Origin of the sequence: Vibrio sinaloensis (assembly GCF_023195835.1) — a bacterium.
Lineage (GTDB): Bacteria > Pseudomonadota > Gammaproteobacteria > Enterobacterales > Vibrionaceae > Vibrio > Vibrio sinaloensis_C.
The window spans coordinates 60,891-87,064 of the sequence record NZ_CP096199.1; the positions used below are offsets into that span (position 1 = coordinate 60,891).

24 protein-coding genes are annotated in these 26,174 nt (G+C 49.9%); 15 read left to right on the forward strand and 9 right to left on the reverse strand.

The window, feature by feature from the left end:
• Positions 1 to 107: 107 nt before the first annotated feature.
• The 4 genes from glnG to glnA all read right to left on the reverse strand — a co-directional run bounded on the left by glnG (position 108) and on the right by glnA (position 4,776).
• On the reverse strand, positions 108 to 1,511 hold the full coding sequence (glnG, locus tag MTO69_RS00285) for a nitrogen regulation protein NR(I) (protein ID WP_248330081.1): 1,404 nt from the start codon (positions 1,509 to 1,511) through the stop codon (positions 108 to 110).
• A gap of 26 nt (positions 1,512 to 1,537) precedes the next feature.
• Positions 1,538 to 2,590: a nitrogen regulation protein NR(II) gene (gene glnL, locus MTO69_RS00290; RefSeq protein WP_248330083.1), complete on the reverse strand. Its 1,053-nt coding sequence runs from the start codon at positions 2,588 to 2,590 to the stop codon at positions 1,538 to 1,540.
• A gap of 126 nt (positions 2,591 to 2,716) precedes the next feature.
• On the reverse strand, positions 2,717 to 3,229 hold the full coding sequence (locus MTO69_RS00295; RefSeq protein WP_248330085.1) for a DUF4124 domain-containing protein: 513 nt from the start codon (positions 3,227 to 3,229) through the stop codon (positions 2,717 to 2,719).
• A gap of 137 nt (positions 3,230 to 3,366) precedes the next feature.
• The gene (gene glnA / locus MTO69_RS00300; RefSeq protein ID WP_248330087.1) at positions 3,367 to 4,776 is read right to left on the reverse strand and encodes a glutamate--ammonia ligase; all 1,410 of its coding nucleotides are present in this window, start codon (positions 4,774 to 4,776) and stop codon (positions 3,367 to 3,369) included.
• Between the two features lie 493 nt (positions 4,777 to 5,269).
• On the opposite strand from glnA, the gene typA reads away from it, so the two are divergent.
• A complete protein-coding gene (gene typA, locus MTO69_RS00305) occupies positions 5,270 to 7,099 on the forward strand; it encodes a translational GTPase TypA (RefSeq protein WP_248330089.1) in 1,830 nt (609 codons plus the stop codon).
• An 83-nt stretch (positions 7,100 to 7,182) separates the two neighbouring features.
• Here the strand turns inward: typA and MTO69_RS00310 are convergent, their stop codons facing one another.
• Positions 7,183 to 7,824 carry a DUF2959 domain-containing protein gene (locus tag MTO69_RS00310; protein WP_248330091.1) on the reverse strand — a complete coding sequence of 214 codons (642 nt, stop codon included), beginning with the start codon at positions 7,822 to 7,824 and terminating at the stop codon, positions 7,183 to 7,185.
• Between the two features lie 35 nt (positions 7,825 to 7,859).
• Between MTO69_RS00310 and MTO69_RS00315 the strand changes: the two genes are divergently transcribed.
• From MTO69_RS00315 to MTO69_RS00325, 3 genes are read left to right on the forward strand one after another with little or no spacing between them, the layout of a single operon-like run.
• Positions 7,860 to 8,807, forward strand: a complete 948-nt coding sequence (locus MTO69_RS00315) for a virulence factor BrkB family protein (RefSeq protein WP_432715638.1) — start codon at positions 7,860 to 7,862, stop codon at positions 8,805 to 8,807.
• A complete protein-coding gene (dtd, locus tag MTO69_RS00320; protein ID WP_248330095.1) occupies positions 8,779 to 9,213 on the forward strand; it encodes a D-aminoacyl-tRNA deacylase in 435 nt (144 codons plus the stop codon). The genes MTO69_RS00315 and dtd overlap by 29 nt, the downstream gene beginning before the upstream one ends.
• A gap of 51 nt (positions 9,214 to 9,264) precedes the next feature.
• Positions 9,265 to 10,188: a bifunctional GNAT family N-acetyltransferase/hotdog fold thioesterase gene (locus MTO69_RS00325; protein ID WP_248330097.1), complete on the forward strand. Its 924-nt coding sequence runs from the start codon at positions 9,265 to 9,267 to the stop codon at positions 10,186 to 10,188.
• Here MTO69_RS00325 and MTO69_RS00330 read toward each other — a convergent pair.
• From MTO69_RS00330 to hslR, 4 genes are all read right to left on the reverse strand, one after another.
• On the reverse strand, positions 10,185 to 12,086 hold the full coding sequence (locus tag MTO69_RS00330) for an AsmA family protein (protein ID WP_248330099.1): 1,902 nt from the start codon (positions 12,084 to 12,086) through the stop codon (positions 10,185 to 10,187). The genes MTO69_RS00325 and MTO69_RS00330 overlap by 4 nt on opposite strands.
• A 118-nt stretch (positions 12,087 to 12,204) precedes the next feature.
• Positions 12,205 to 13,836 carry a phosphoenolpyruvate carboxykinase (ATP) gene (pckA, locus tag MTO69_RS00335; RefSeq protein ID WP_248330100.1) on the reverse strand — a complete coding sequence of 544 codons (1,632 nt, stop codon included), beginning with the start codon at positions 13,834 to 13,836 and terminating at the stop codon, positions 12,205 to 12,207.
• A gap of 338 nt (positions 13,837 to 14,174) precedes the next feature.
• Positions 14,175 to 15,050, reverse strand: a complete 876-nt coding sequence (gene hslO / locus MTO69_RS00340) for an Hsp33 family molecular chaperone HslO (protein WP_248330102.1) — start codon at positions 15,048 to 15,050, stop codon at positions 14,175 to 14,177.
• A gap of 29 nt (positions 15,051 to 15,079) precedes the next feature.
• Entirely contained in the window at positions 15,080 to 15,466 is a 387-nt protein-coding gene (gene hslR / locus MTO69_RS00345) for a ribosome-associated heat shock protein Hsp15 (RefSeq protein ID WP_248330104.1), read from the reverse strand.
• A 272-nt stretch (positions 15,467 to 15,738) separates the two neighbouring features.
• On the opposite strand from hslR, the gene gspC reads away from it, so the two are divergent.
• From gspC to MTO69_RS00400, 11 genes are read left to right on the forward strand one after another with little or no spacing between them, the layout of a single operon-like run.
• Positions 15,739 to 16,629: a type II secretion system protein GspC gene (gspC, locus tag MTO69_RS00350; RefSeq protein ID WP_248330106.1), complete on the forward strand. Its 891-nt coding sequence runs from the start codon at positions 15,739 to 15,741 to the stop codon at positions 16,627 to 16,629.
• Between the two features lie 38 nt (positions 16,630 to 16,667).
• On the forward strand, positions 16,668 to 18,698 hold the full coding sequence (gene gspD / locus MTO69_RS00355) for a type II secretion system secretin GspD (RefSeq protein WP_248330108.1): 2,031 nt from the start codon (positions 16,668 to 16,670) through the stop codon (positions 18,696 to 18,698).
• On the forward strand, positions 18,698 to 20,188 hold the full coding sequence (gene gspE, locus MTO69_RS00360; RefSeq protein WP_248330110.1) for a type II secretion system ATPase GspE: 1,491 nt from the start codon (positions 18,698 to 18,700) through the stop codon (positions 20,186 to 20,188). The genes gspD and gspE overlap by 1 nt, the downstream gene beginning before the upstream one ends.
• The gene (gene gspF / locus MTO69_RS00365; protein WP_248330112.1) at positions 20,188 to 21,411 is read left to right on the forward strand and encodes a type II secretion system inner membrane protein GspF; all 1,224 of its coding nucleotides are present in this window, start codon (positions 20,188 to 20,190) and stop codon (positions 21,409 to 21,411) included. Before gspE ends, gspF begins: the two co-directional genes overlap by 1 nt.
• A 39-nt stretch (positions 21,412 to 21,450) precedes the next feature.
• The gene (gene gspG, locus MTO69_RS00370; RefSeq protein WP_248330114.1) at positions 21,451 to 21,894 is read left to right on the forward strand and encodes a type II secretion system major pseudopilin GspG; all 444 of its coding nucleotides are present in this window, start codon (positions 21,451 to 21,453) and stop codon (positions 21,892 to 21,894) included.
• An 18-nt stretch (positions 21,895 to 21,912) separates the two neighbouring features.
• Complete coding sequence (gene gspH, locus MTO69_RS00375) at positions 21,913 to 22,497, forward strand: type II secretion system minor pseudopilin GspH (protein WP_248330116.1); 585 nt, start codon at positions 21,913 to 21,915, stop codon at positions 22,495 to 22,497.
• Positions 22,484 to 22,840, forward strand: coding sequence for a type II secretion system minor pseudopilin GspI (gene gspI / locus MTO69_RS00380; RefSeq protein ID WP_248330118.1), 357 nt, complete (start codon positions 22,484 to 22,486; stop codon positions 22,838 to 22,840). Before gspH ends, gspI begins: the two co-directional genes overlap by 14 nt.
• Positions 22,827 to 23,495 carry a type II secretion system minor pseudopilin GspJ gene (gene gspJ / locus MTO69_RS00385; protein ID WP_248330120.1) on the forward strand — a complete coding sequence of 223 codons (669 nt, stop codon included), beginning with the start codon at positions 22,827 to 22,829 and terminating at the stop codon, positions 23,493 to 23,495. Before gspI ends, gspJ begins: the two co-directional genes overlap by 14 nt.
• The gene (gspK, locus tag MTO69_RS00390; protein WP_248330122.1) at positions 23,482 to 24,489 is read left to right on the forward strand and encodes a type II secretion system minor pseudopilin GspK; all 1,008 of its coding nucleotides are present in this window, start codon (positions 23,482 to 23,484) and stop codon (positions 24,487 to 24,489) included. The genes gspJ and gspK overlap by 14 nt, the downstream gene beginning before the upstream one ends.
• The gene (gspL, locus tag MTO69_RS00395; RefSeq protein ID WP_248330124.1) at positions 24,458 to 25,669 is read left to right on the forward strand and encodes a type II secretion system protein GspL; all 1,212 of its coding nucleotides are present in this window, start codon (positions 24,458 to 24,460) and stop codon (positions 25,667 to 25,669) included. Before gspK ends, gspL begins: the two co-directional genes overlap by 32 nt.
• Before the next feature lie 10 nt (positions 25,670 to 25,679).
• Positions 25,680 to 26,171, forward strand: coding sequence for a type II secretion system protein M (locus MTO69_RS00400; RefSeq protein WP_248330126.1), 492 nt, complete (start codon positions 25,680 to 25,682; stop codon positions 26,169 to 26,171).
• Positions 26,172 to 26,174: the final 3 nt, after the last annotated feature.

Genomic DNA, 26,174 nt, shown 5'->3' on the forward strand with positions numbered 1-26,174 from the left:
CTTAATAAAATTAAGCCAGTTTGCTGATGTTTTTTAGCGTTTAATCCCTAATTTCTAATCATTTTTTAACCTTGTCTTCAAATTTAGCTTGAACCGCTTGCACTCTATCAATAGAGCTCTTTTAACTTACGGGTCAGCGTGTTACGGCCCCAACCTAGCACTTTGGCCGCATCTTGTTTGTGGCCATTAGTGTGCTCCAGTGCCGCTTCCAACAAAATTCTTTCGAACTCCGGCAAGGCAAAAGAGAGTAGTTCAGTGTCGCCTTGTGATAGCGCATTGCGCGCCCACCCTGCTAGCTGTTGTTGCCATGAGCCGCCTGAGACTGCTTCGTTGTGGTTTTTCTCCTCCAACAGTTCGCTTGGGAGATCGCTGGGCAGAACTTCGCTACCGCTGGCCATAACTGTTAACCAACGACAAATGTTTTCCAGTTGGCGCACATTACCCGGCCAGTTAAGGCGATTGAGTGTTTCTACCGTACTTGGATGAAGGGTTTTGACATCGACCCCAAGCTCTTCAGACGCGAGCGCTAAGAAATGCAGTGTCAGTTTCTCAATATCTTGTTTACGTTCGCGCAGCGCTGGGATTTGAATACGAATCACGTTGAGGCGATGGAATAAGTCTTCGCGGAATTTGCCTTTATGTACCAATTTTTCAAGGTTTTGATGGGTGGCCGCGACAATACGTACATCGACTTTAATTGGTGAATGACCGCCAACGCGATAAAACTGACCGTCGGCGAGAACGCGCAGTAAGCGTGTCTGAATATCTAGCGGCATATCACCGATTTCATCGAGAAACAGTGTGCCACCATTGGCTTGTTCGAAGCGACCTTGGCGGACGTTGTTGGCTCCGGTAAAGGCGCCTTTCTCGTGGCCAAACAGTTCGGATTCAATCAGATCTTTGGGAATGGCCGCCATATTGAGGGCAATAAAAGGGTTGCTCGCGCGCGGACTGTGTCGATGCAGTGCGTGCGCGACCAACTCTTTACCCGTGCCCGATTCGCCGTTGATAAGCACAGAAATCGATGAGCGAGAGAGGCGGCCGATAGCACGAAACACTTCCTGCATGGCCGGTGCTTCACCAATGATCTCTGGCGGTGTATAGCTATCATCGCTCAGTGACGCTTGCTCTTGTTTTTGCTCGTGGCGGTGAGTTATGGCTCGCTCTACCAAGGTTAAGGTTTCATCGACATCGAACGGCTTGGGTAAATACTCAAAGGCGCCTTTTTGATAAGCATTGACCGCGGCGTCTAAGTCTGAGTGAGCGGTCATTATAATAACAGGTAAGTCAGGTGAGCGTTGATGAACTTGCTTGAGCAGCTCAATGCCATCAATACCTGGCATGCGAATATCGGACACCAGCACATCCGGAGTTTCACGCTCCAGCGCCATAAGCACACTTTCCGCGTCGGCGAAGGTTTCACACTTGATGTTCGCCGAAGAGAGGGTTTTCTCCATGACCCAGCGGATAGAGCTGTCGTCATCGACGACCCAAACGTATCCTTTACTCATACAATGATTTCCTTACAGCAATGCCACTAACTTTGAATCGGCAAATAAATAGTAAATGTTGTGCGACCAGGCCAGCTTTCTACGTCTATCTTACCTTGGTGCTGATCGATAAGGTTTTGTGCAATAGAGAGACCTAAGCCTGTTCCTCCTTCACGGCCACTGACCATAGGATAAAACAGCGTGTCTTGCAGATCGGTAGCGATACCGGGACCGTTATCAATAATTTCGATTCTCGCCGCCAATTTGCAGCGCTGGCCGTGAATATTGGCTTGATGCACTGTTCTGGTGCGTATTGTTATTTGACCATCCACTTGGTCTTTAAGAATTTGACCTGCGTTACTGACGATGTTGAGCAGCGCTTGTTCTATTTGGTCAGCGTCCATGATGATGTCAGGCAGGCTAGGGTCGTAATCGCGAACGATATTCACGCTTTGATTCGCCTCTAAGTCGACCAATTGGCGAATCTTTTCCAGAATCAGGTGCAAGTTGGCCGGTTTCTTCTTACCCGGTTTTTGTGGCCCTAATAATCTATCCACCAGGGCTCTGAGCCGATCTGCTTGCTCGATGATGATTTGGGTATATTCGCCTAAACTGGCGTCGGGCAATGCGCGTTCCAAAAGCTGCGCCGCGCCGCGCAGACCACCGAGCGGGTTTTTGATTTCATGGGCCAAGCCGCGAACCAACAACTTAGCAGCTTGCTGCTGAGCATGCTGGTTTAGCTCTTGTGACAGGCGGCGCTGCTGACCTATTTTACGCATCTCCACCAGTAGCATTAACTCTTTGTTCCACGAGATGGGGCTAACGGTGACTTCTAGCATCAACGGTTTGCCGTCAACGACAAATGTCACATCGCTATCGGTAATGCTCTGGCCACTTTGCAGCGGTTGTGACAACAACGCCAAATCCATCGAGGCATGTTGAATTAGGTGAGAAAGAGGGTGATCGACAATGCGTTTCGCACTCTGAGAGAACAGCTGCTCGGCCGATGGATTGGCATAACGGACCTGCAACGACTCATTCATGATCAGAATCGCGGTTACTTGATGATTTAAGATGAGTTCGTTGAGTTCGCTATCCACTGCTATACCCTTTCCTTGAACCTGAACTGTGCACTGCACCAAAATGGTGCGATGGAAAATTCAAGTATGGCGCATTACCACTAATAACAGAAGGTAAAACATCGTTATGCTGTGCGTTAACGCTGTTTATTTCACCGAAATGGCGGTTATTCGCAATAAATGCACCGTAATAGGTTGTGAAGATGCAATAAGCTTGCCGTATTGAAATGCCTCTAACTGAATCTGATGACTCCCCCTCGGGAGTTCGCGTAACTGCCAGACAAGGCTTTGTTCTGGAGTGAGTACGGTTTCTTCATTGAGTAGTAGCCTCAAGGTCTCGCCATCGTCTAGTGGGCGATTCAGCTTTGCCTTTATGGTCAGAGCGCCATTGTTGCTGCGTATTGCTTGGTTATTTAACGGAGAGAGTATTGTTAGTTCTAGTGGTGTACTGGCAACGCGTTTGGGATGTTGCGATGCGCCGGTCGGCGCCGGTGGTTTTGTCGCGGGTTGCGTATCTGCAAGGTGAAATGTGGTTGCTTGTGGGTGAGGGATATCACTGAAATGGGTTATGCCTTGTGTATCTTGCCAAGTATAGATGGTTTTCGCTTGAGCCGACCAGAAAAAGCAAGCGATTACATATAGTAACCAGCGATGAGTCATTCGCATCCCCCCCTTTTTGTTCAATGCAGAATAACGACTCTAGCGTCAAAGGGGGAGTGGCCAAAAACAAAAAGGCTCACCTGCGAGGTGAGCCTTGGATTTATGTAATAGCGCTGTTTAGCGCAACTGAGTAACCGTTATACTGAGTAGTACAGTTCGAACTCAAGTGGGTGAGTGGTCATGTTAACCTTCTCAACATCTTGAGACTTAAGTGCGATGTAAGAATCGATGAAGTCATCAGAGAATACGCCGCCAGCAGTTAGGAACTCACGGTCAGCGTCTAGGCACTCTAGCGCTTCTTTTAGTGAGTAAGCCACTGTTGGGATTTCAGCTGCTTCTTCTGCTGGTAGATCGTAAAGGTCTTTATCCATCGCTTCGCCTGGGTGGATCTTGTTCTTAATACCGTCAAGACCCGCCATTAGCATTGCTGCGAAACATAGGTATGGGTTCGCTGATGGATCACCGAAGCGTAGCTCGATACGACGTGCTTTAGGGCTTGGTACCACTGGGATACGGATAGAAGCCGAGCGGTTACGTGCAGAGTAAGCAAGCATAACTGGCGCTTCGAAGCCTGGTACAAGACGCTTGTACGAGTTAGTTGATGCGTTAGCAAATGCGTTGATTGCTTTCGCATGCTTGATAACACCACCGATGTAGTAAAGAGCCAGTTCAGATAGGCCGCCGTACTTGTCACCCGCGAACAGGTTAACACCGTCTTTCGCTAGAGATTGGTGAACGTGCATACCAGAACCGTTGTCGCCAACGAGTGGCTTAGGCATGAATGTCGCTGTTTTACCAAATGCGTGCGCAACGTTGTGTACTACGTACTTGTAAACTTGGATTTCGTCCGCTTTTGCCGTTAGCGTGTTAAAGCGAGTTGCGATTTCGTTCTGACCCGCAGTGGCTACTTCGTGGTGATGCGCTTCGACTACTTGGCCCATCTCTTCAAGGATGAGACACATTGCAGAGCGGATGTCTTGAGAAGAGTCAACTGGCGCTACTGGGAAGTAACCACCTTTAACGCCTGGACGGTGACCTTTGTTACCGCCTTCGAAGTCAGTACCTGTGTTCCAAGCCGCTTCTACGTCGTCGATCTTGAAGAATGAACCAGACATGTCGGTTGCAAACTTAACGTCGTCAAATAGGAAGAACTCTGGCTCAGGACCAACAAGCACTGTGTCTGCGATGCCTGTCGAACGTAGGTAATCTTCAGCACGCTTAGCGATAGAGCGAGGGTCACGGTCGTAGCCTTGCATAGTTGCAGGCTCAAGAATGTCACAACGGATGTTTAGCGTTGCGTCTTCTGTGAATGGGTCAAGAACGGCAGATGACGCGTCTGGCATCATTACCATGTCAGATTCGTTGATGCCTTTCCAGCCAGCAACTGATGAACCATCGAACATCTTACCTTCTTCAAAGAAGTCTGCGTCCACTTGGTGAGCAGGAATCGATACGTGCTGCTCTTTACCTTTTGTATCTGTAAAACGTAGGTCAACAAACTTAACTTCGTTTTCTTGGATCAGCGATAGAACGTTTTCTACTGACATCTTGGATAACCTCCAGTGTTGTTAAAGCGGTTTAGCTTGGTGCTCATGTTGAGTCCAGCATTGATTAATTACATTGCAAACTTATTAATCGATGCTGATTGAGTTAAAGCCAAAACCATGCCAAAAAAATTAATCCATTAATTTCAATAAATTAGCGGGCTAGGTGTTAAAATGGTGCATGCGGTTGCACCAAAATGATCTTTATTGTGCACTGTATTGGTGCGAGTTATAGATTTGCACCAAGAGTAAACAACCATCGTCCTCCATTCAGCCTAGAATTGCTCATTATGTCAATCGGGATTTCTCCACACTCGCCGCACTATTGCGTTCAATCAAAAAATATCTCGCCACATGAGGCGAATCAGATCACATATTTCTGGGTTTTTCGCTAAAATCTGGTACATTATGGCCGTTTTTTTAATCAAGTAAGGGCGCGGATAACACAGTGATTGTGTTTTCGGCGTGCTTCTGCCTATTCGAGCGAATCAAATCCATGGCTACTCCACAGATTGATAAATTAAGAAATATCGCGATCATCGCGCACGTTGACCACGGTAAAACAACACTGGTTGATAAACTACTCCAGCAATCAGGTACGTTAGAGTCTCGCGGTGAAGCTGAAGAGCGAGTCATGGACTCAAACGATATCGAGAAAGAGCGCGGTATTACCATTCTTGCTAAAAACACAGCAATTAACTGGAATGACTACCGAATCAACATCGTTGATACTCCGGGACACGCGGACTTCGGTGGTGAAGTTGAGCGTATCATGTCGATGGTCGACTCAGTACTGCTTATCGTTGATGCGGTTGATGGCCCAATGCCACAAACGCGTTTTGTTACCCAAAAAGCGTTTGCTCACGGTCTAAAGCCAATCGTTGTTATCAACAAGATTGACCGTCCGGGTGCGCGTCCTGATTGGGTAATGGACCAAGTGTTCGACCTATTCGATAACCTAGGTGCCACTGACGACCAGCTAGACTTTAAAGTGGTCTACGCATCGGCACTTAACGGTTGGGCTTCTCTTGAAGAAGGCGAAACGGGCGAGAACATGGAACCGCTATTCCAAACCATCGTTGATGTGGTTGACGCGCCAAATGTTGACCTAGACGGCCCACTACAAATGCAAGTCTCTCAGCTAGACTACAGCTCTTATGTGGGTGTTATCGGTGTTGCGCGTGTCACTCGCGGCTCTGTTAAGCCAAACCAACAAGTGACGGTTATCGGTGCAGACGGTAAGACTCGCAACGGTAAAGTGGGCACAGTCATGGGCTACTTGGGCCTAGAGCGTCACGAAGTTGACCAAGCAAACGCGGGTGACATCATCGCTATTACCGGTCTTGGTGAGCTAAAAATCTCAGACACTATCTGTGCACAAAACGCTGTAGAAGCGCTTCCAGCTCTTTCTGTTGATGAGCCAACAGTAACCATGACGTTCCAGGTGAACACTTCTCCGTTCGCGGGTAAAGAAGGTAAGTTCGTGACATCACGTAACATCCTTGAGCGTTTAGAGAAGGAACTGGTTCACAACGTTGCGCTACGTGTCGAGCAAACTGACGATCCAGACAAGTTCCGCGTATCAGGCCGTGGTGAACTTCATCTATCTATCCTGATCGAAAACATGCGTCGTGAAGGTTTCGAGCTAGCAGTATCGCGTCCTGAAGTTATCATTAAAGAAGAGAACGGCCAGTTGATGGAACCGTTTGAAACCGTGACCATTGACGTTCAAGAAGAGCACCAAGGCGGCATCATGGAGAACATCGGTTTACGTAAAGGTGAACTGAAAGATATGTCTCCAGACGGTAAAGGTCGTGTACGTATGGACTTTATCATGCCTTCTCGTGGCCTGATTGGTTTCCAAACTGAGTTCATGACGCTAACGTCAGGCTCTGGCCTGCTCTACCATACGTTTGATCACTACGGCCCACACAAAGGCGGTAACATCGGTCAACGTATCAACGGCGTACTGATTGCCAACGCGGCGGGTAAAGCACTGACCAACGCACTGTTTAACCTGCAAGAGCGCGGCCGTCTATTCATCGGTCACGGCGTAGAAGTGTACGAAGGTATGGTGATTGGTATTCATAGCCGTGACAACGACCTAACGGTCAACGCACTGAAAGGTAAGCAGCTGACCAACGTTCGTGCCTCTGGTACCGATGATGCGCAGGTTCTGACTCCGCCAATCATCATGACTCTTGAGCAAGCGCTTGAGTTCATCGATGATGACGAGCTAGTTGAAGTCACACCTGAAAGCATTCGTATCCGTAAGAAGTTCCTAACGGAAAGCGACCGTAAACGTGCTTCACGTGCAGCAAAATAATCGTTGCTGACACCCATGATAAAAAGCCCCGAGTTATGCTCGGGGCTTTTTTTATGTGGTAGTTAGTCTATTTTTGATTGAGCTTACTTTTGATTGAGTTTTTGCAAGAACTTATCCGATTCGGCGATCGCCTCGTTCATGTCTCTGATCGCGTACTGGATATCTTGTTCCAAGCTGGCAAATTCGCCTTGCAGCGAGCCAATGGCGCTGGCGTTGAGGTTATGCTTGAGATACAAGGTGTTGTCACGCAGGGTGTTGAGTACCGGCGTCATTTTCGCTTCGGCACGCTTCATCGCTTTTAGCATCGAGTTATAAGAGGTTTGGGTGTCACGCAGTTTTTGCTCACTGGCGCGGCGCAGTTTACTGCTGGTATAGAGCTCAAGTTCATTCTTCCATTCTGCAAACAGTGCGTCCGACACATCTTCGATCGCTTGGATGCGGTCGCTCACCTCTTGCGCGGCCTTTTCGCTGTCTTGATATTTGTCATTGATGTCGTTGTAAATGGTCTCAAGCTCGCCGCCATCAAATTGGGTCAATACGGATAAGGCTTCTAGAGCGCTACTAAACTCTTGTTGGGCGTCTTGCTGCGATTGTTTGGCATCTTCGACGCGATCCACCATGATGTCACGTTTGTGATAACCCACTTGCTCCATTGCAGAGTAGTAAGCAGACTGACACCCTGTTAGGGTAAAAATCGACAATACAAACACCAGTAAGTACGGCATGATGGGATCCTTTCCTTTAAAATTACCCTGTTAGGATGACGGATATAGTGGGGAGTGACAAGTTGAAAATCGAACCCTTGATAACCCAAGCGATCCTGTTTGCGCGTTATCTTTTTACACGAATGAAGCATGATAGAGTCAATGTTAACGCTGGATACTTGGCCTACATTACTTTGCTATCGATTGTGCCGATGTTAACGGTGCTGTTATCTGTCCTCTCATCCTTTGCGATTTTTGAAAACGCCGGCGATGCGATTCAAGACTTTGTTATTACCCATTTTGTTCCAGCCGCCGGCGATGCGGTGAAAGGGGCGCTGCTCGAGTTCGTCGCCAATACCGGCAAAATGAGTGCGGTGGGGGGCGGTTTTCTATTTGTCGCCGCTTTGATGCTGATTTCTAACATCGACAAGAATCTCAACTATATTTGGCGAGTGCGTAAAAAGCGTCGCGCTGTATTTTCGTTCTCTATGTATTGGATGGTGTTGACCTTGGGGCCTATTTTAGTCGGTGCCAGTATCGCGGCGACTTCCTACGTCACCTCACTGAAAATTATCGATCATGAGGCGCTGAGCGGCGTGTACAACCAGTTACTGCGCTGGTTGCCATTTTGGTTGTCTTTCTTTGCCTTCGCTGGCTTGTATCTGTTGGTGCCGAATAAAAAAGTGCGCTTATCCCATGCGGCGCTCGGGGCGATTGTTGCTGCGCTGCTGTTTGAAGCAAGCAAAAAAGGCTTTGCCGCCTACATTACTCAGTTTCCTTCATATCAACTCATCTACGGCGCATTAGCGGCAATCCCAATTCTGTTCGTTTGGGTCTATTTATGTTGGCTGATTGTACTCGTCGGTGCCGAGGTGACCGCTGCGCTTGGTGAAAGAGAGCAATGGAGAGAATTACCACAAGAAATGGTACACTCAGCACCATCACGCAATCGATTAATAGTAAAAGGGAAAACCAGTGATAGCACTGATTCAGAGAGTGAGTGAGGCGGCCGTTCGAGTAGACGGTCAAGTGGTCGGCGAGATAGATCAAGGTCTGCTTGTTCTACTCGGTGTCGAAAAAGACGACGATGAAGCCAAGGCCAAGCGACTAATGGAACGTGTGACCACTTATCGAGTGTTTGAAGACCAAGAGGGCAAAATGAACCTCAATGTGAAACAAATCGAAGGTAAGGTATTGGTGGTGTCGCAGTTTACCTTGCCCGCTGATACCAAAAAAGGGACGCGAGCCGGCTTTTCTCGTGGCGCACACCCTGCTGATGCCGAGCGATTGTACGACTATTTTTCTGACCGTTGTGCCGAAGTGTTGCCGACTGAGCGTGGCCGGTTTGCGGCCGATATGAAGGTTTCTTTGGTCAATGATGGCCCGGTCACCTTCTGGCTACAGGTATAATCAATGTCTGCGTTGCACTCATCACGCCGCCAAAACTAAAAAAGGATTTTTATGTTTAAGCTGATCACGCCGAAGACGGATAATCAACTCAATAAGTACTATCACTTTCGTTGGCAGATGCTGAGAGAGCCTTGGCAGATGCCGATAGGTTCCGAGCGCGATGAATATGACCCGATGAGCCATCATCGCATGATTGTTGATGGACGCGGCCGACCAATGGCGATCGGTCGGCTGTATATTACCCCAGACAGTGAAGGCCAGATTCGCTTTATGGCGGTAAAAAATAATCGTCGTAGCAAAGGCATGGGGTCGTTAGTGCTGGTGGCTCTAGAGTCACTTGCGCGTCAAGAAGGGGCTAAACGCTTAGTGTGTAACGCTCGCGAAGATGCGATCTCATTTTATGAGAAGAGTGGTTTTGAGCGACGCGGAGAGCTGACCGATGAGCGCGGCCCTGTCCGCCACCAACAAATGGTTAAACACCTTGATCCTATGGCCGATGTACTGCGCAAACCTGAGTGGTGTACTGAGCTACAGGAGCGCTGGGAAAACCAGATTCCGATCAGTGACAAGATGGGGATCAAAATCAATCAGTACACTGGATATCAATTTGAGTGCAGCGCGCAGCTCAACCCAAACCTTAATCCACACAACACCATGTTTGCCGGCTCGGCGTTCACCTTAGCCACGTTAACCGGCTGGGGGATGACTTGGCTGTTGATGAAAGAGCGCAACCTCACCGGAGACATTGTGTTGGCCGACAGCCGGATTCGCTACCGTCACCCGGTGACCGAAAGCCCGGTCGCGTCAACCTCGCTCGACGGGATTAGTGGTGATCTAGACCGACTGGCGGCGGGGCGAAAAGCGCGCATTGTCATTCATGTCACCATTCAGAGTGGTGACGTGCCAGCGGTCGAGTTTATCGGTACCTATATGCTGATACCTGACTATCAAGCGGTACTCGGTAGCGACGATTAATTGCTGTTGGCCGGTGACTTTGCGGGAGCGCAGACGGACTTGATCACATTGGTATGAGAGAGAATGTCTGACCACAACTCAGCGCACTGCTGTCGGCTCTGCAGCAATAAGCTGGCAAACGCTGGCTTGGTTAGATCCCACTCACCGGCCAACTGCACCGGATCACTTTGACCTTGGACGCGGATACGACCGCGGTCGGCGTGGGCCACCACTTCATCTAAAGCAAAATCCTGCTCAAATTGCTGTTCACCATCGGCGGCGCTGGCGTTAATCGATGCCTGACGGATACTGATGTTCGCTTGACCACTGAGGCTGTGCGCCAACATTGCGTAGTCACCGGATAAGCCAGAGAGCGTCATATCCATCTCCGCCAGACCAGTTAATTCAAACGGCACTCTCTGCTCAAGCCAAAAGTGTTGCAGAGGCAGGCCGTCCGCGTGCAGCTCTATCTGCCAGGGCGCACTCACAGTAGCTCGGTCCCACCAACCACGAGCTTCAATATATCCTTGCTCAAGGGGCACAAAGGCCCGTGATAAGGTCAGCCTGTCGTTATCGGCGCTCAAGCTGACCTTTGCTTGAGTCGTGAGTAAGCTATCTAGGTTGGCACTGTGGGCACTGAGGCTAACTGAACCTTGCCATAGTCCCCATTGCGCTTGCTTGATCAGGCTTAGATTGCTGCCCTCGATATTAAGCCCAGAAACTTGCCAGTAGGGTTTGTGTTCGACTTGGATCAGTTGGCTATTGGTGACCTCAAGTTGATCTATGCTCAGGCTTTGCAGTGGTGCCATCAACTGACGGGTATCAGCGAGCAACTGCTCAGTTTGTTCGAGCCATTTCACGCCATTGATATCAAGCTTGTCCAAATGAACGCCCTGTGGCGACACTTCTCCTTGCAATTGAATCCGTCCTTGCTTGAAATCGGTGTCAAATTCATCAATCAGTAAGTTGCCGCCGGTCATTCCCAGTTTGGCGCGGGGCGAGATTAGCAGCAAGCGGCCATCGGTAATACTCTCGGCATCAAAAGAGGCATAGCCCAATTCTTGCTGCCAAAGTGTTTGATTAAGAATCAGGTTTTCTAGTGAAGCGTCTAGGTTTTCAAAGCGCCACCCTTGGAAATTGAACGAGCCACCAAGAATGTCGAGACTGTTGATATGACTGATCGGCAATTGCAAATTACCCAATGTGGTCAGCAGTCGCTCTAAAGGCGTTTCAGCCGGTAGCGTGAGTTTATCTATAGTGACATTGACCAATGACCAACCGTACTGATACTGCTCGGCTTGACCAGAGAAATTGGCATCTCGCCAAGTAAACGAGCTGCCGAAAATAGTGCTGTTGTTGGCTCGGTAGCGCATATCGACCAATAGGTCATCCAGGGCCTCACCTTGCATATAAAGCTGTTTGGCGGCGAACTGGATATCGGCATAAGGGATGGTTTGTTCGCTGTGTTGCCACTGCGGCTGATTGAGCTGCACGCTTACATCTCGGGCAGACCACTTCGGTGCGCTGAGGTCGACGTTCTTGAGCGCTAACTGCTGGAGCTGAATTTGATTGAAGATCGGGTGCTGCAATTGATCGAGTTGTAGATTGGCGCCTTCGATCAGGATTGAGTCGAACGTCAGCTTACCTTGTTGCCAAGGCTGCTGGCTTAACCAAAGAGTCAGTTTAGGCAGTTGTAGGGTGCGGTTGGTATCACTCAACTCAACGTTAGCTAAGGTCAATTGTAGTGGCGGCTGATAGTGAGCCTCGGTCGTGCTGAGCGTATAGGGAGTGAGCTGATTGAACAAAGTTGTGACCGTCTGCGCGGCGTAGCGGCTTTGCAGCAAAGCATACAAAGTCAGTAACGATAGCACCAAACCAGAGAACGTTATCATAACTAGCCACCACAGTGCTTTTTTCACAATTACCCTCCTGTGCTCACTCATGCAAATATTTTTCTAGCTTGAATGAGTTTTGCTATTCAAGCAACAAAAAGCCCCTCGAAAGAGGGGCTTAGCTAAACAACTTCTAGGTAGGTCACTAATCTAACTGTGGACCTGCAGCCACCAATGATTGGCCTTCTGCGTTGTCGGTGTATTTTTCGAAGTTATTGATGAAGCGAGTCGCCAGATCTTTGGCTTTGCTTTCCCACTGTAGTGGGTCCACATAGGTGTCACGAGGGTCGAGGATTGATGGATCGACATCGTGCAGCGCGACAGGCACTTCTAAGTTGAAGATAGGGATCTGTTTGGTCTCGGCTTGCTCGATTGAGCCATCGAGAATCGCATCGATGATCGCGCGAGTATCTTGAATAGAGATACGCTTGCCGCTGCCATTCCAACCTGTGTTCACCAAGTAAGCTTCTGCGCCCGCTTGCTCCATACGTTTGACCAGCACCTCTGCATACTTAGTTGGGTGAAGAGTCAAGAACGCCGCACCAAAACAAGCCGAGAAGGTCGGTGTTGGCTCAGTGATGCCACGCTCAGTACCAGCAAGTTTAGCGGTAAAGCCTGATAGGAAGTGGTACTTAGTTTGCTCTGGCGTCAATTTGGAGACTGGTGGTAGTACTCCAAACGCATCGGCTGACAAGAAAATAACCTTGTTGGCGTGGCCGCCTTTCGACACAGGTTTAACGATGTTCTCAATGTGCTCAATGGGGTAAGAAACACGAGTGTTCTCGGTTTTTGAACCATCATCGAAGTCAATCGAGCCATCAGAGCGTACGGTGACGTTCTCTAGCAGTGCATCGCGGCGAATGGCGTTGTAGATGTCTGGCTCGGCCTCTTTGGAGAGTTTGATGGTCTTCGCGTAACAGCCGCCTTCGAAGTTGAAGACGCCATCGTCATCCCAGCCGTGCTCGTCATCACCGATCAATGCGCGTTTAGGGTCGGTAGAGAGCGTGGTTTTACCTGTACCAGACAAGCCAAAGAAAATCGCCACTTCGCCATTTTCTTTACACATATTGGCACTACAGTGCATCGAGGCGATGCCTTTGAGCGGCAAAAAGTAGTTCATCATCGCGAACATACCTTTCTTCATCTCGCCGCCGTACCAAGTACCACCAATCAACTGGGTGCGCTCAGTGAGGTTGAATACCGTGAAGTTTTCCGAGTTCAGACCGTGCTCTTTCCACTTCTGGTTGGTGCATTTAGCGCCATTCATGACCACGAAATCTGGCTCGAATGTCGCGAGTTCTTCTTCGCTAGGACGGATAAACATGTTCTTAACGAAGTGTGCTTGCCACGCCACTTCTGTAATCACACGAATGCTGAGACGAGTATCTGGGTTGGCACCACAGTAGCCATCAATCACGAACACGCGTTTGCCAGACAACTGGTTAGTGACAAGCTGCTTAAGATCGTCCCACACTTCTTGGGTGATCGGCTTGTTATCATTTTTCACCGTATCGGATGTCCACCACATGTGCTCTTCTGTGGTTGCGTCTTTAACGATGTACTTATCTTTTGGTGAGCGTCCGGTAAAAATTCCGGTGTCGACTGCGACAGCGCCAAGCTCAGTCACTACGCCTTTTTCGTAGCCTTCGAGATCCGCGCGAGTTTCTTCTTCAAACAACACATCGTAGCTTGGGTTGCGTACCACCTCTTTAACGTTGTGAAGTCCGTGTTTGGTAAGATCGATTGTTGCAGCCTTTGTATGTTCCATAACGGTCATAGGTGCTCCTTATTAGGAATATTTTGTAGGGATTTTGTAATGATTTTTTTAATTTTATCTGCTCACCATGCTAGCAATGGGCTTTCGAGAAAACAGGGATATAGCTCAAAAAATATCCGTATTTTTCATGGGGGATTAAGCGACGCATCACATATTGGCGCGATTAGTTTATCGTGTGCGCAAAGCTTTGCGCTAGGGCAAAAGCATTAATATTCGATTAAAATTAACAGGTTAGTTTATTACGGCTGAGGCTAGGTATAGCGCGGGATTGATCACAAAAAGGCCCGCATGTGCGAGCCTTTTGATAGGTAAATTACAGGGTTGCTGTGCCGCAAAAATTAATGCAGCGTGTTATTGCCCGATCCGGCTTCGCGGAAAAGCTCGGAAACTTGTGCCTCGTCGAACGTATAAGTCGTGCCGCAGTAATCACAATGTAAAGAAATTGAGCCAACCTCGGCCAAAATGTCATTAATTTCCGTACGATCAATGGTAACGATGGCAGAGCCACTGCGATCGCGTGAACAGCCACAATGAAATTCAACCGGTTGAGGTTCAAATAGACGAACTTGCTCTTGGTTGTAGAGGCGGTAGAGCAGCTCGTTGGCTTCTAAGGTGAACAGCTCTTCGTCTTTTACCGTTTCGGTTAGTTGCTCTAGGTGCTCGAAGTCTTCGGGTTTGCCAGTGCCGTCAGGCATCACTTGAATCAGCATCCCAGCAGCATGAGCTTTGCCATCTTGGTCACCGGTGCGCAGCCACAGACGTGTCTTTAACTGTTCTGAATTGGCAAAGTAGCCTTCGAGAATCTCGGCTAAAGAGTCACCCTCAAGGCCAACGATACCTTGGTAACGTTCACCTTTTTTCGGGTCGATAGTAATCACTAGGTAGCCTTTACCCATCATGTCGTGAATGTTGGCGTCGTCTGCGATGTCGCCTTCGTAGCGTGCAACGCCGCGAACTTTTTGCTCGTTGTCGCCGTTGATCACCACTAGTGATACCGGACCATCGCCTTGCAGCTGCAGAGTGATTGAACCTTCAAACTTAAGCGTCGCGGTTAACAGTGTGGTTGAAACCAAAAGCTCACCAAGCAGTTTTTGCAGTGGTGCTGGGTAATCCTTGCTAGAAATAATACGTTGGTAAGCTTCATCCAATTGTACCAACTCACCACGAACTGAAAGATCTTCAAATAAGTAGCGGTTCAAAACATTGCTTGCCATGTGGCGGGTCCTCGTTAATTTTTCCAGCTTTATTGGTGCTTGAATTTAATGATGTCGCGACGTTGTTTTTTGTCAGGACGACGGTCTGGACTTGGATTGTGGGCGTGCAGTTTGCGGCGCATTGCATTTTCTTCGCGTTGACTGACGCTTTCAGCCGTTTCTGAGTAGAGCATTTGTGCCTCTGGAGCGCCGCGTCGTTGGTCAGAGATTTTCTCTATCACCACAGTCTTCTCTTCATGCCCTTGCCTTAGAGTGATCACCGCACCTAGTTCCACCGCCTTGCTCGGTTTACTGCGCTGGCCATTATAGTGAACTTTGCCACCATCGACCATATTGCGAGCAATGGAGCGCGTTTTATAAAAACGTGCGGCCCATAGCCATTTATCGAGTCTCACTGCTTCTGTTTGGGAACCCATGGTGATTGTTTCTCTCTAAGGTTGTTGGGTAACGAATAAGATAATTGGCGTTGATTCCAGTCAGTTGCTGTAACAATGGTGACGTGTGTGGCATTTTTCAAGCGAAATCATAAAAATTATGCGCGGTTAAAGTGACGTACCACGGTTTAATGTATAGGTTGTTTCATGTTTTGCTACAATCTTCGCTTCCTGCTTTGGCGGAAAAAACGCACCAAGTCATCGTGGTAAATAAATACGTATCTTTTAGAGAAATCAATCAATAAGGACAGTGGGTGAAACAAATTAGTGTAAATGCACTATATCAGTTAACTGATACGTTCAAGGATGTGCGTGTACAGCACCGAGTGAGTTATATCGTCATGCTGGTATTGCTGTCGATTTGTGCGTGGATCGCAGGCCAAATGATCTGGCACCCTTGGCAGCAACCTGTCATCTCCGTATGGCAGCCGGCAAAAGTCGGCGCACCAGAAGAGAGCACGGCGTCGCGTCTCGATCTGTCGCAGCTGCAAAATGGCCACATTTTTGGCCAATATCAGAACTCGGTTCCAGTTGTGAAACAGCCTAAAGTGCAAGATGCGCCGAAAAGTCGTCTCAATGTGGTGTTGGTCGGGGTCGTGACCAGTTCTAATCCAAATAAAAGCTTAGCGGTGATCGCCAACCGTGGCCAACAAGCCACTTACGGGATTAACGAAGTGATTGAGGGTACACGAGCCAAGCTGGTGCAAGTGCAAGCAGACCGAGTGATCGTAGATAACTCCGGACGCAACGAAACCATTATGCTGGAAGGGCTTAAGTTCAGTCAGCCTGCGCCAGCTAACCAAGAAACTAAGGGCGTGACCCGAACTCAAATCTCGGGCGATGCGCTGGAAAAAATCCAGCAGGAAATAAGCCAAGACCCGAAACAGATTTTCCAATACGTGCGCATGTCGCAAATCAAGCAGGATGAAGCGATTATTGGCTATCGCCTTACGCCGGGCAAAGACGATGCGCTATTTGAGTCAGTCGGCTTACAATCGGGGGATATTGCGTTGTCAATCAATGGCATGGATTTGACCGACCCTGCGGTGATGGGGGAGATATTTCGCAATCTTTCTCAGCTGACCGAGTTGACTTTGACCGTAGAAAGAGACGGTCAACCCTATGAAATCTATATTGAATTATAAGACAGCGACCAAGCAGTCGTTGACTCAAGGAGTACACAGTGAACCATTGGCTTAACAAAAGCGCATGGCTTTTAGCGGGAAGCTTACTGGCCTCACCTATGATGGTGACGGCCAATGATTTCAGTGCCAGTTTTAAGGGCACCGACATTCAAGAATTCATCAATATTGTTGGACGCAATTTAGAAAAAACCATCATTGTTGACCCTTCTGTGCGCGGCAAGGTGGATGTGCGCAGCTACGATATGCTCAGTGAGGAGCAATATTACAGCTTCTTCCTTAACGTACTTGAAGTGTATGGTTTTGCTGTGATTGAGATGGATAACGGCATCTTAAAAGTCATCAAGTCGAAAGACGCGAAAACCTCTGCGGTACCAGTGGTTGGCGATGGCGACATTAAGGGTGACGAAGTGGTCACTCGCGTCGTCGCAGTACGCAACGTCTCGGTGCGAGAGTTATCGCCGCTGCTGCGTCAGCTCAACGACAATGCCGGAGCGGGTAACGTGGTGCATTACGACCCAGCAAACATCATTTTGATCACCGGCCGTGCTGCGGTGGTCAACCGCTTGGCCGATATTATCAAGCGTGTCGACCAAGCGGGCGACAAAGAGATCGAAGTGGTCGACTTAGCCAATGCCTCCGCCGCAGAGATGGTGCGCATCGTTGAAGCGCTCAACAAATCGGCAGATGCCAAGAGCACGCCAGAGTTTTTGCAACCTAAGCTGGTGGCGGATGACCGAACCAACTCGATTTTGATTTCAGGCGATCCCAAAGTGCGCGATCGTCTGCGCAAGCTGATCAGGCAGTTGGACGTCGAAATGGCGTCCAAAGGCAATAACCGTGTGGTTTACCTCAAGTACGCCAAAGCCGAAGACTTAGTCGATGTGCTTAAAGGGGTATCGGATAATCTGCAAGCGGAAAAATCGAGCGGCTCTAAGCAAGGCTCGAGCTCAACCCGCGGAGAGGTGATGATCGCCGCGCACCCAGAAACCAATGCCCTGGTACTGACAGCGCCGCCGGATATTATGATTGCGTTGCAAGACGTGATTTCTCAGCTCGACATTCGCCGCGCGCAAGTGTTGATTGAAGCGCTGATTGTCGAAATGGCAGAAGGGGATGGTATTAATCTTGGCGTGCAGTGGGGATCGCTTGATAGTGGTGGGGTGATCCAATATGGCAACGCGGGTGCACCGATCGGTCAGGTGATGGTCGGTTTAGAAGAAGCCAAAGACAAGGTGGAGAAAAAACCGATTCGTGACGCCAATACCGGCGCGATCAAATATTACGAAGAGACCACCACTAGAGGCGACTACTCTACACTGGCTACTGCGCTGGGCGGCGTTAATGGCGCTGCGCTAAGTGTGGTCATGGGCGACTGGACGGCACTGATTAGCGCTGTGTCGACCGATTCCAACTCCAATATTCTCTCCTCACCAAGTATTACCGTGATGGACAATGGCGAAGCCTCGTTCATCGTCGGTGAAGAAGTGCCAGTGATCACGGGCTCTACCGCGGGTTCCAATAACGACAACCCATTTCAGACGGTGGATCGCAAAGAGGTTGGAATCAAATTGAAAGTGGTGCCACAAATCAATGAAGGCAATTCAGTTCAGCTCAATATAGAACAAGAAGTGTCAAACGTGCTGGGAGCCAATGGCGCCGTGGACGTACGCTTTGCCAAGCGCCAGCTGAACACCTCGGTGATGGTCGAAGATGGTCAGATGATTGTGCTGGGCGGGCTGATTGACGAGCGTGCGCTTGAAAGTGAGTCTAAAGTGCCGCTGCTGGGCGATATTCCTTATCTGGGTCACTTATTTAAGTCAACCAGTACCCAAGTTGAGAAGAAAAACCTGATGGTATTTATTAAGCCAACCATTATTCGCGATGGTATGACGGCTGATGGCATCACCCAACGCAAATACAACTTTATTCGCGCAGAGCAGTTGTATAAAGCGGACCAAGGTCTCAAGTTGATGGATGACGCGCATATTCCTGTGCTGCCAAAGTTTGGCGACGAGATTCGCCATCCGGCTGAAATCCAAGCTTTCCTCGATCAGATGGAAACCGAGTAATGGACGCGCTGGTCACATCGAAGTTAAAACGTCTGCCGTTTAGTTTTGCCAACCGTTTCAAAATGGTGTTGGAGCAAAAAGGGGAGGCGTTACTGCTGTATTACGTCGAGCCGGTGTCGATGCCCGCTTTGCTTGAGGTTAAGCGAGTGTGCACCCGCAAACTGACGTTGCAGGCGATGGACATTGATGGGTTCGAGCGTAAGCTCACTGAAGCCTATCAGCGTGATTCCTCAGAGGCGCGTCAATTGATGGAAGACATCGGCGCAGATAGCGATGACTTCTTCTCGTTAGCCGAAGATTTACCGCATGATGAAGACTTACTTGAGTCAGAAGACGATGCGCCCATCATCAAATTGATCAATGCCATGTTGGGCGAGGCGATCAAAGAAGGGGCATCGGATATTCATATCGAGACGTTTGAAAAAAGCCTATCAATCCGTTTCCGGGTCGATGGTGTGCTGCGTGATGTCCTAGCGCCCAGCCGCAAACTGGCCCCGCTGTTGGTGTCACGCGTCAAGGTGATGGCCAAGTTAGATATTGCAGAAAAGCGCGTTCCCCAAGACGGACGTATCTCTTTGCGTATTGGTGGTCGTGCGGTTGATGTACGTGTATCGACTATGCCCTCATCGCACGGAGAGCGGGTGGTGATGCGTTTGTTAGATAAGAACGCGACACGACTCGACCTTCACAGCTTAGGTATGACCGAGGCTAATCACGAGGCGTTTAGGCAGATGATTCAGCGCCCGCATGGCATTATTTTGGTCACTGGCCCAACCGGGTCGGGTAAGTCGACCACCTTGTATGCGGGGTTAAGCGAAATCAACAGCAACGAGCGCAACATCCTCACAGTCGAAGACCCGATTGAATTCGATATTGATGGTATTGGTCAGACCCAAGTCAACCCTAAAGTCGATATGACGTTCGCCCGTGGCTTGCGTGCGATTCTGCGTCAAGACCCAGACGTGGTGATGGTGGGGGAGATCCGCGACTTAGAAACCGCTCAAATCGCGGTGCAAGCCTCGTTGACTGGCCACTTAGTGATGTCGACCCTGCATACCAATACCGCGGTCGGCGCGATTACTCGCTTGCGAGATATGGGGATCGAACCGTTTTTGATCTCTTCGTCGCTGCTTGGGGTGCTGGCACAGCGCTTAGTGCGCACTCTATGTCAAGATTGTAAAACCCCTTACCAAGCAGATGAAAAACCCAAAAAGCTGTTCGATATGACCGCTGAACAATCGCTAACGCTGTATCGCGCCTGTGGGTGTGAACAGTGTAATTTCAAAGGTTATCGTGGGCGTACCGGGATCCATGAATTGTTGCTGGTCGATGAGGCGGTACAAAGCTTAATTCACAGCGAAGCGGGCGAGCAGGCGATAGAAAAAGCCATCCGCGCTCGCACCCCAAGCATTGGTCAAGATGGGTTAAATAAAGTGCTTGCTGGCGTGACCTCGATAGAAGAAGTGCTGAGAGTGACCAGGGACAGCTAATGGCGGCATTTGAATACAAGGCGCTGGATGCCAAAGGAAAGAGCAAAAAAGGGGTCATAGAGGGCGATAACGCTCGCCAAGTGCGTGCGCGTCTCAAAGAGCAAGGCTTGATTCCGGTTGAGGTTAGCGAAACCAGACAGAAAGCCGCTAAACGTCGTCAAAGTGGCGGACTACAGTTTAAGCGTGGGCTGAGTACCCCAGATTTAGCACTGATTACTCGCCAACTGGCCACCCTGGTGCAATCAGGAATGCCGCTGGAAGAGTGTTTAAAAGCGGTGTCGGAGCAATCGGAAAAACCGCGTATTCGCACCATGTTACTTGCGGTGCGCGCTAAGGTGACCGAAGGCTACACTTTGGCAGACAGCTTGGCCGATTTTCCGCATGTGTTTGACGAGCTGTTTCGCGCTATGGTCGCAGCGGGTGAAAAGTCCGGTCACCTCGACTCGGTGCTTGAAAGGCTAGCCGACTATGCTGAAAATCGACAAAAGATGCGCTCGAAACTGCTGCAAGCGATGATCTACCCTGTGGTGCTGGTGGTCTTTGCGGTAGGTATCGTTGCGTTTTTGTTAGCGGCGGTTGTGCCGAAAATTGTCGGCCAATTTGTCCAAATGGGCCAAGAGCTGCCGCAATCGACCCAGATCTTGCTCGCCGCCAGTGATTTTGTTCAGGGCTATGGCGTCTATCTTCTGGTGGCGTTTATTATGGCGCTTTACTTGCTGAAGTTTGCCTTGAGTCAACCTAAGGTGCGCTTAAGCTGGGATCGCAAAGTGATTGCCATGCCGATGGTGGGCAAGATAGCGCGCGGTCTGAATACCTCGCGTTTTGCCCGTACCTTATCCATCTGTACGTCGAGTGCCATTCCGATTTTGGAAGGGATGCGCGTCGCGGTTGATGTGATGTCCAATCACTATGTCAAACAGCAAGTGTTAGTGGCGACGGAGAATGTCCGTGAAGGGGCGAGCTTACGTCGTGCTCTGGAACAAACCAAACTGTTTCCTCCTATGATGCTGCATATGATAGCCAGTGGTGAACAGAGTGGTGAACTGGAAAGCATGCTGACTCGCGCTGCTGATAACCAAGACGCCAGTTTTGAATCGACGGTCAATATTGCGCTTGGCATATTTACTCCGGTATTGATTGCATTAATGGCGGGGTTGGTGCTGTTTATCGTGATGGCAACCTTAATGCCGATTTTAGAAATGAATAACTTAATGAGTTCATAATAGCGCGGTTTTAATCGCGCTGCGCTTGTGGAGAAAACAATGAACAAAAGAAACAACAAACAGTCTGGCTTTACCTTATTGGAAGTGATGGTGGTCGTGGTGATCTTGGGCATTCTTGCCAGCTTTGTGGTGCCTAACTTGCTGGGCAACAAAGAGAAAGCGGATCAGCAGAAAGCCATCACCGACATCGTAGCGCTGGAAAATGCGCTCGACATGTACAAACTCGACAACAGCGTTTACCCCTCGACCGACCAAGGTCTGCAAGCGCTGGTGACTAAGCCATCAAGCCCAGAGCCGCGCAATTACCGCAGTGGCGGTTACATCAAGCGTCTACCGACAGACCCTTGGGGCAATGATTATCAGTACCTGAGCCCAGGTGATAATGGCAGCGTGGATATCTTTACCCTAGGAGCCGATGGCCAAGAAGGGGGCGAGGGTGCCAATGCGGATATTGGTAACTGGAACATTCAAGACTTCCAGTAATCGATAGCGGAACCTGATATGGGGCGTGACTCGGGGTTTACCCTGCTTGAAATATTGCTGGTGTTGGTGCTGATGTCGCTGGCCTCGGTGGCCGTGATCTCCACTTTGCCCGTGAGCGCCGAAGACGGCGCTAAGAAACAGGCGCAGTCACTCTACCATCGGGTGTCGCTACTCAATGAAGAGTCGATGCTGAGCGGAAAAGACTTTGGTTTGTATATCGATGATAAAACGTCGTTGCTGCGCTTTATGGCGTTGGACAGCGAAGGGTGGACATCACTCGATGATCGGCAGATAAAACCTGAGTTACAGCTGGCATCAAATCTTGCCTTGCAATTCGATTTAGGCGGTGATGTGTGGAACGACAAGCAGCGCCTGTTTAACCCAGGTAGCTTGTTTGACGAGCAGATGTTCGCTGAGCAAAGTGATGCGAAAAATTTGCCTAAACCACAGATTTTTATCATGTCGAGTGGTGAAGTGACGCCGTTTTCTGTCGCTATTTACCCGCAACAAGGAGATAGCGAGCAAGACGCGTGGCGTGTGGTGGCCAAAGAAAATGGCCAGATTGTGCTACTAGCACCGGGAGAGAGCGATGACACGGACTGAGCGCGGTTTTACTTTGCTCGAAGTGTTGGTGGCACTGGCGATTTTTGCCACGGCAGCCATCGCCACGATTCGTTCGGTAAGCCAGCACATCAATACCCTCAGCTTTGTTGAAGAGAAGACATTTGCTGCGATGGTGGCTGACAATCAGATGGCCAAGGTGCTGCTCGCAGGCAATAAGCCGAGTAAGCAAAAAGGTCGAGAGCAGTTGGCGAACCGAGACTGGTACTGGCAGGTCGAGCCTGTGCCGACAGCAGGCGATATGCTGCAGGCGTTTGATGTCAAAGTCGCCACCAGTGAAAAAGGCGATCCTGTGGTCAGCGTAAGAAGTTATGTCCCCAACTAAGCGTGCTCGGCAACTCGGCTTCCGGCAACAAGGCTTCACCCTGATTGAGGTGTTGGTGGCCATCGCCATCTTCGCCAGCTTAAGTGTCGGCGCGTATCAGGTTCTCAATCAGGTCCAGCGCAGCAATGAGATATCACTTGAGCGCAGTGAGCGACTCAAATCGTTGCAACGCGCCTTAGTGTATATGGATAACGATTTTCGCCAGATGGCGCTGCGTCAGTCGCGCACCAATGGTGAAGATCCCGACCCGCTGCTGGTGCACTGGCAAGACTATCTGCTCGACTCCGATGCTAAAGGTGTGATGTTTGTCCGATCTGGCTGGCACAACCCACAGCAGCAGTTTCCTCGCGGTGAAGTGAGCAAAGTCGGCTATCGCATCAAAGAGGCTCAGCTTGAACGGGTATTTTGGCGCTATGTTGATACCCCAGCGGGGCAGGAGCCAGTAGTGATGCCGCTGCTGGAGCAGGTTGAAGGGTTTGAACTGCGCTTTTTTGATGGCCAACAGTGGCAAAACACCTGGCAAACCAAGCTTGCGCTACCTGAGGCAGTGGCGGTGAAGCTGACCTTGGAAGACTACGGGGAAATTGAGCGCATTTACCTAACCGGTGGCGGGGCGATAGAGCCCAGTGAGGGCAGTAGCGATGGCAGTAGCTAAACAGCGCGGGGTCGCGCTAATCATCGTGCTACTGCTGCTGGCGGTGATGGTGAGTATTGCGGCGAGTATGGCGGATCGGCTGTTTGGTCAATTTCGCCGCGCTAACAATCAGCTTAATTATCAACAGGCCTACTGGTACAGTCTGGGGGCGGAAGCGCTGGCGAAAGTTGGGCTCGAGCAGAGTTTTCGCGACTCCGATACCATCAACTTATCGCAGCCTTGGGCGATTGAGCAGCAAACTTATCCGCTTGATTATGGCACCATGACCGGGCGATTGCTGGATAAGCAAGCGTGTTTTAACTTGAACGCACTGGCCCTCGCCCAAACGGGGTCGAGTAGTACGCCATACTTGGTTGAAGTGTTGCAACGTTTACTCGAAGTGCGAGAAGTGGACAGCTATCAGGCTGAAACCATAGCTCAATCCTTGTGGGAATATGTCGACAGCAATAACAGCGTCAATTCAAGCTTGGGTGTGGAAGACAGCTTTTACGAATCTATGTCGCCTGCGTACATGAGCGCCAATAGTTTAGTCGCAGATAGCTCAGAGCTAAGGGCGATTCAACAAGTCTCGGGCGAGGTGATGGAAAAAGTCGCGCCACTCATTTGTGCGCTGCCGGTGGCGGACTTGCGCCTCAATATCAATACCATCGCGCCTGAGGATAGCGCTTTGTTAGCGGCGCTGTTTTATCCAGTGCTGAGCGTTGATGCAGCTCAGCAGCTTCTGGAGCAACGTCCTTTTGATGGCTGGGCGAGTGTGGATGATTTTTTAAGTGAAAGTGCACTAAGCAGCGTGAATGCGGAGTCGCGAGATAAAGCTAAAGGGTATTTGGCGGTCACCAGTCAGTTCTTTGAACTGGATGCTGAAATCATCGTCGCTGAAGCCCGAGTTCGCTTGCGTAGCTTGCTTTACAGTAACAATAAAGAAACTGCGACGGTTATTCGCCGTCGCTTCGGAGGTATCGGTGAACGAGTTTCTGATCGTTCGACTGAGTAACAATTCAGACCAAGCTGTGCAATGGCTAGTGTGGTCTGAAGTGCAAAAGGAAGTGATTGCCAGCGGCGAGCTTGCGAGTAGCCATGAGTTAGCCGAGTTGGCTGGGTATGCTGAGCAGCGTCGCACCTTGGTCCTACTGGCCAGCGACAGTCTAGTGCTGGCCGATATTGCCATTCCCGCTGGGGCAAATCGTCAGCTTGAAGCGATGTTGCCTTATGTGCTGGAAGACGACTTGGCGCAAGATGTGGATCAATTGCATTTTACCATTTTGCATAAGGCGCAAGGCCGAGCGCAGGTATGTGCGGTCGACAGTAGCTGGTTTGAGAGTGTGCTGACGAAGCTGCGTGATATTGGCTGCCAGATAGTGAAAGTGATGCCCGATGCGTTGGCCTTACCCGATTGTGACGGGATCAGTGCGGTTGAGCTGAATGGAAGCTGGCTACTAAAGAAATCGCCCTATCTAGGCATGGCGGTAGAGTCAGATTGGCTGCCGTTAGTGGCCAAGTCGGACTGGGTCAAGCAAGACGATACATTCTTGCCGTTAAGTGCCTACTCACCCTTGCCTGAACTTGAATTAGCGCCTGAGCAAGCCTGGCGTCATGCTGAGCCGAGTTTAGTGATGGCCTTGCTGGCTCAGCAAGCGCTGACAAGCAAAATCAACCTACTGACCGGGCAGTTTAAACCTAAGTCTTCTTTTCATCGCTACTGGAAAGTGTGGCAAAAGGTCGCGATCGCTGCGAGTTTGTTGTTGGCTGTGGTCGTGGTCGACAATGTGCTTAAGATCCAAAACTACGAAGCGCAAGCGGCAGCGTACCGCGCCGAAAGCGAGCGGATTTTTCGTCAATCACTGCCGGGTAAAACCAGAATTCCGACCGTCAGTTATTTGAAGCGTGAAATGGAACGTGAAGCGTCACGGCTAGCGGGGGGCGGTGCAGATAATGCCCTGCTGGAGCTGTTAGTCGAGATGACTCCGATGCTATCTGAGGTTCCGGCGCTGTCGTTAACCAGCTTTAAATATGACAGCGGCCGTAATGAAGTCCGCTTGCAAGCACAGAGTAAAGACTTTCAAACCTTTGAGCGCGCCACGCAACTGCTGTCTGAGCAGTTTTCGGTTGAGCAAGGTCAGTTGAATCGCTCTGGTGACGTGGTCAACGGCTCATTTGTGTTAAAGCCTTTGTGAGGTGGTGAATATGAAGCAATTAATCAATACCTTACAGCAGTGGTGGTTAAGTATTTCTCAGCGTGAACAGCGCCTGGTTGTTGTGTGTGGCCTGCTGCTGTTGGTTGGCGGTCTCTATTGGGGCGTGGTGCAACCAGTGAGTGAGCGTGCTGCTCAAGCTCAAATGCGAATTCAAACCGAAAAGCAGCTGCTGAGTTGGGTGAAAGATAAAGCCGATGAGATTAGCCAATTGCGAGGCCAAGGTGGGCAACCCGTGTCGAGCCTGCCGATCAATCAGGCGGTCTCTTCGAGCGTTGGTCGTTTTAATGTTGAGCTGATTCGAGTGCAGCCGCGCGGTGAGGCATTTCAAGTTTGGGTTGCGCCTATGCCTTTCAACCAGTTCGTCAATTGGCTGGCTTTTTTGCAGGAAACCCATGGTATTGGCGTGCAGTTTTTAGATATCGATAAAGCCGAGCGCGATGGTATGGTCGAGATTAATCGCTTGCAGCTCGGTAGAGGATAACCG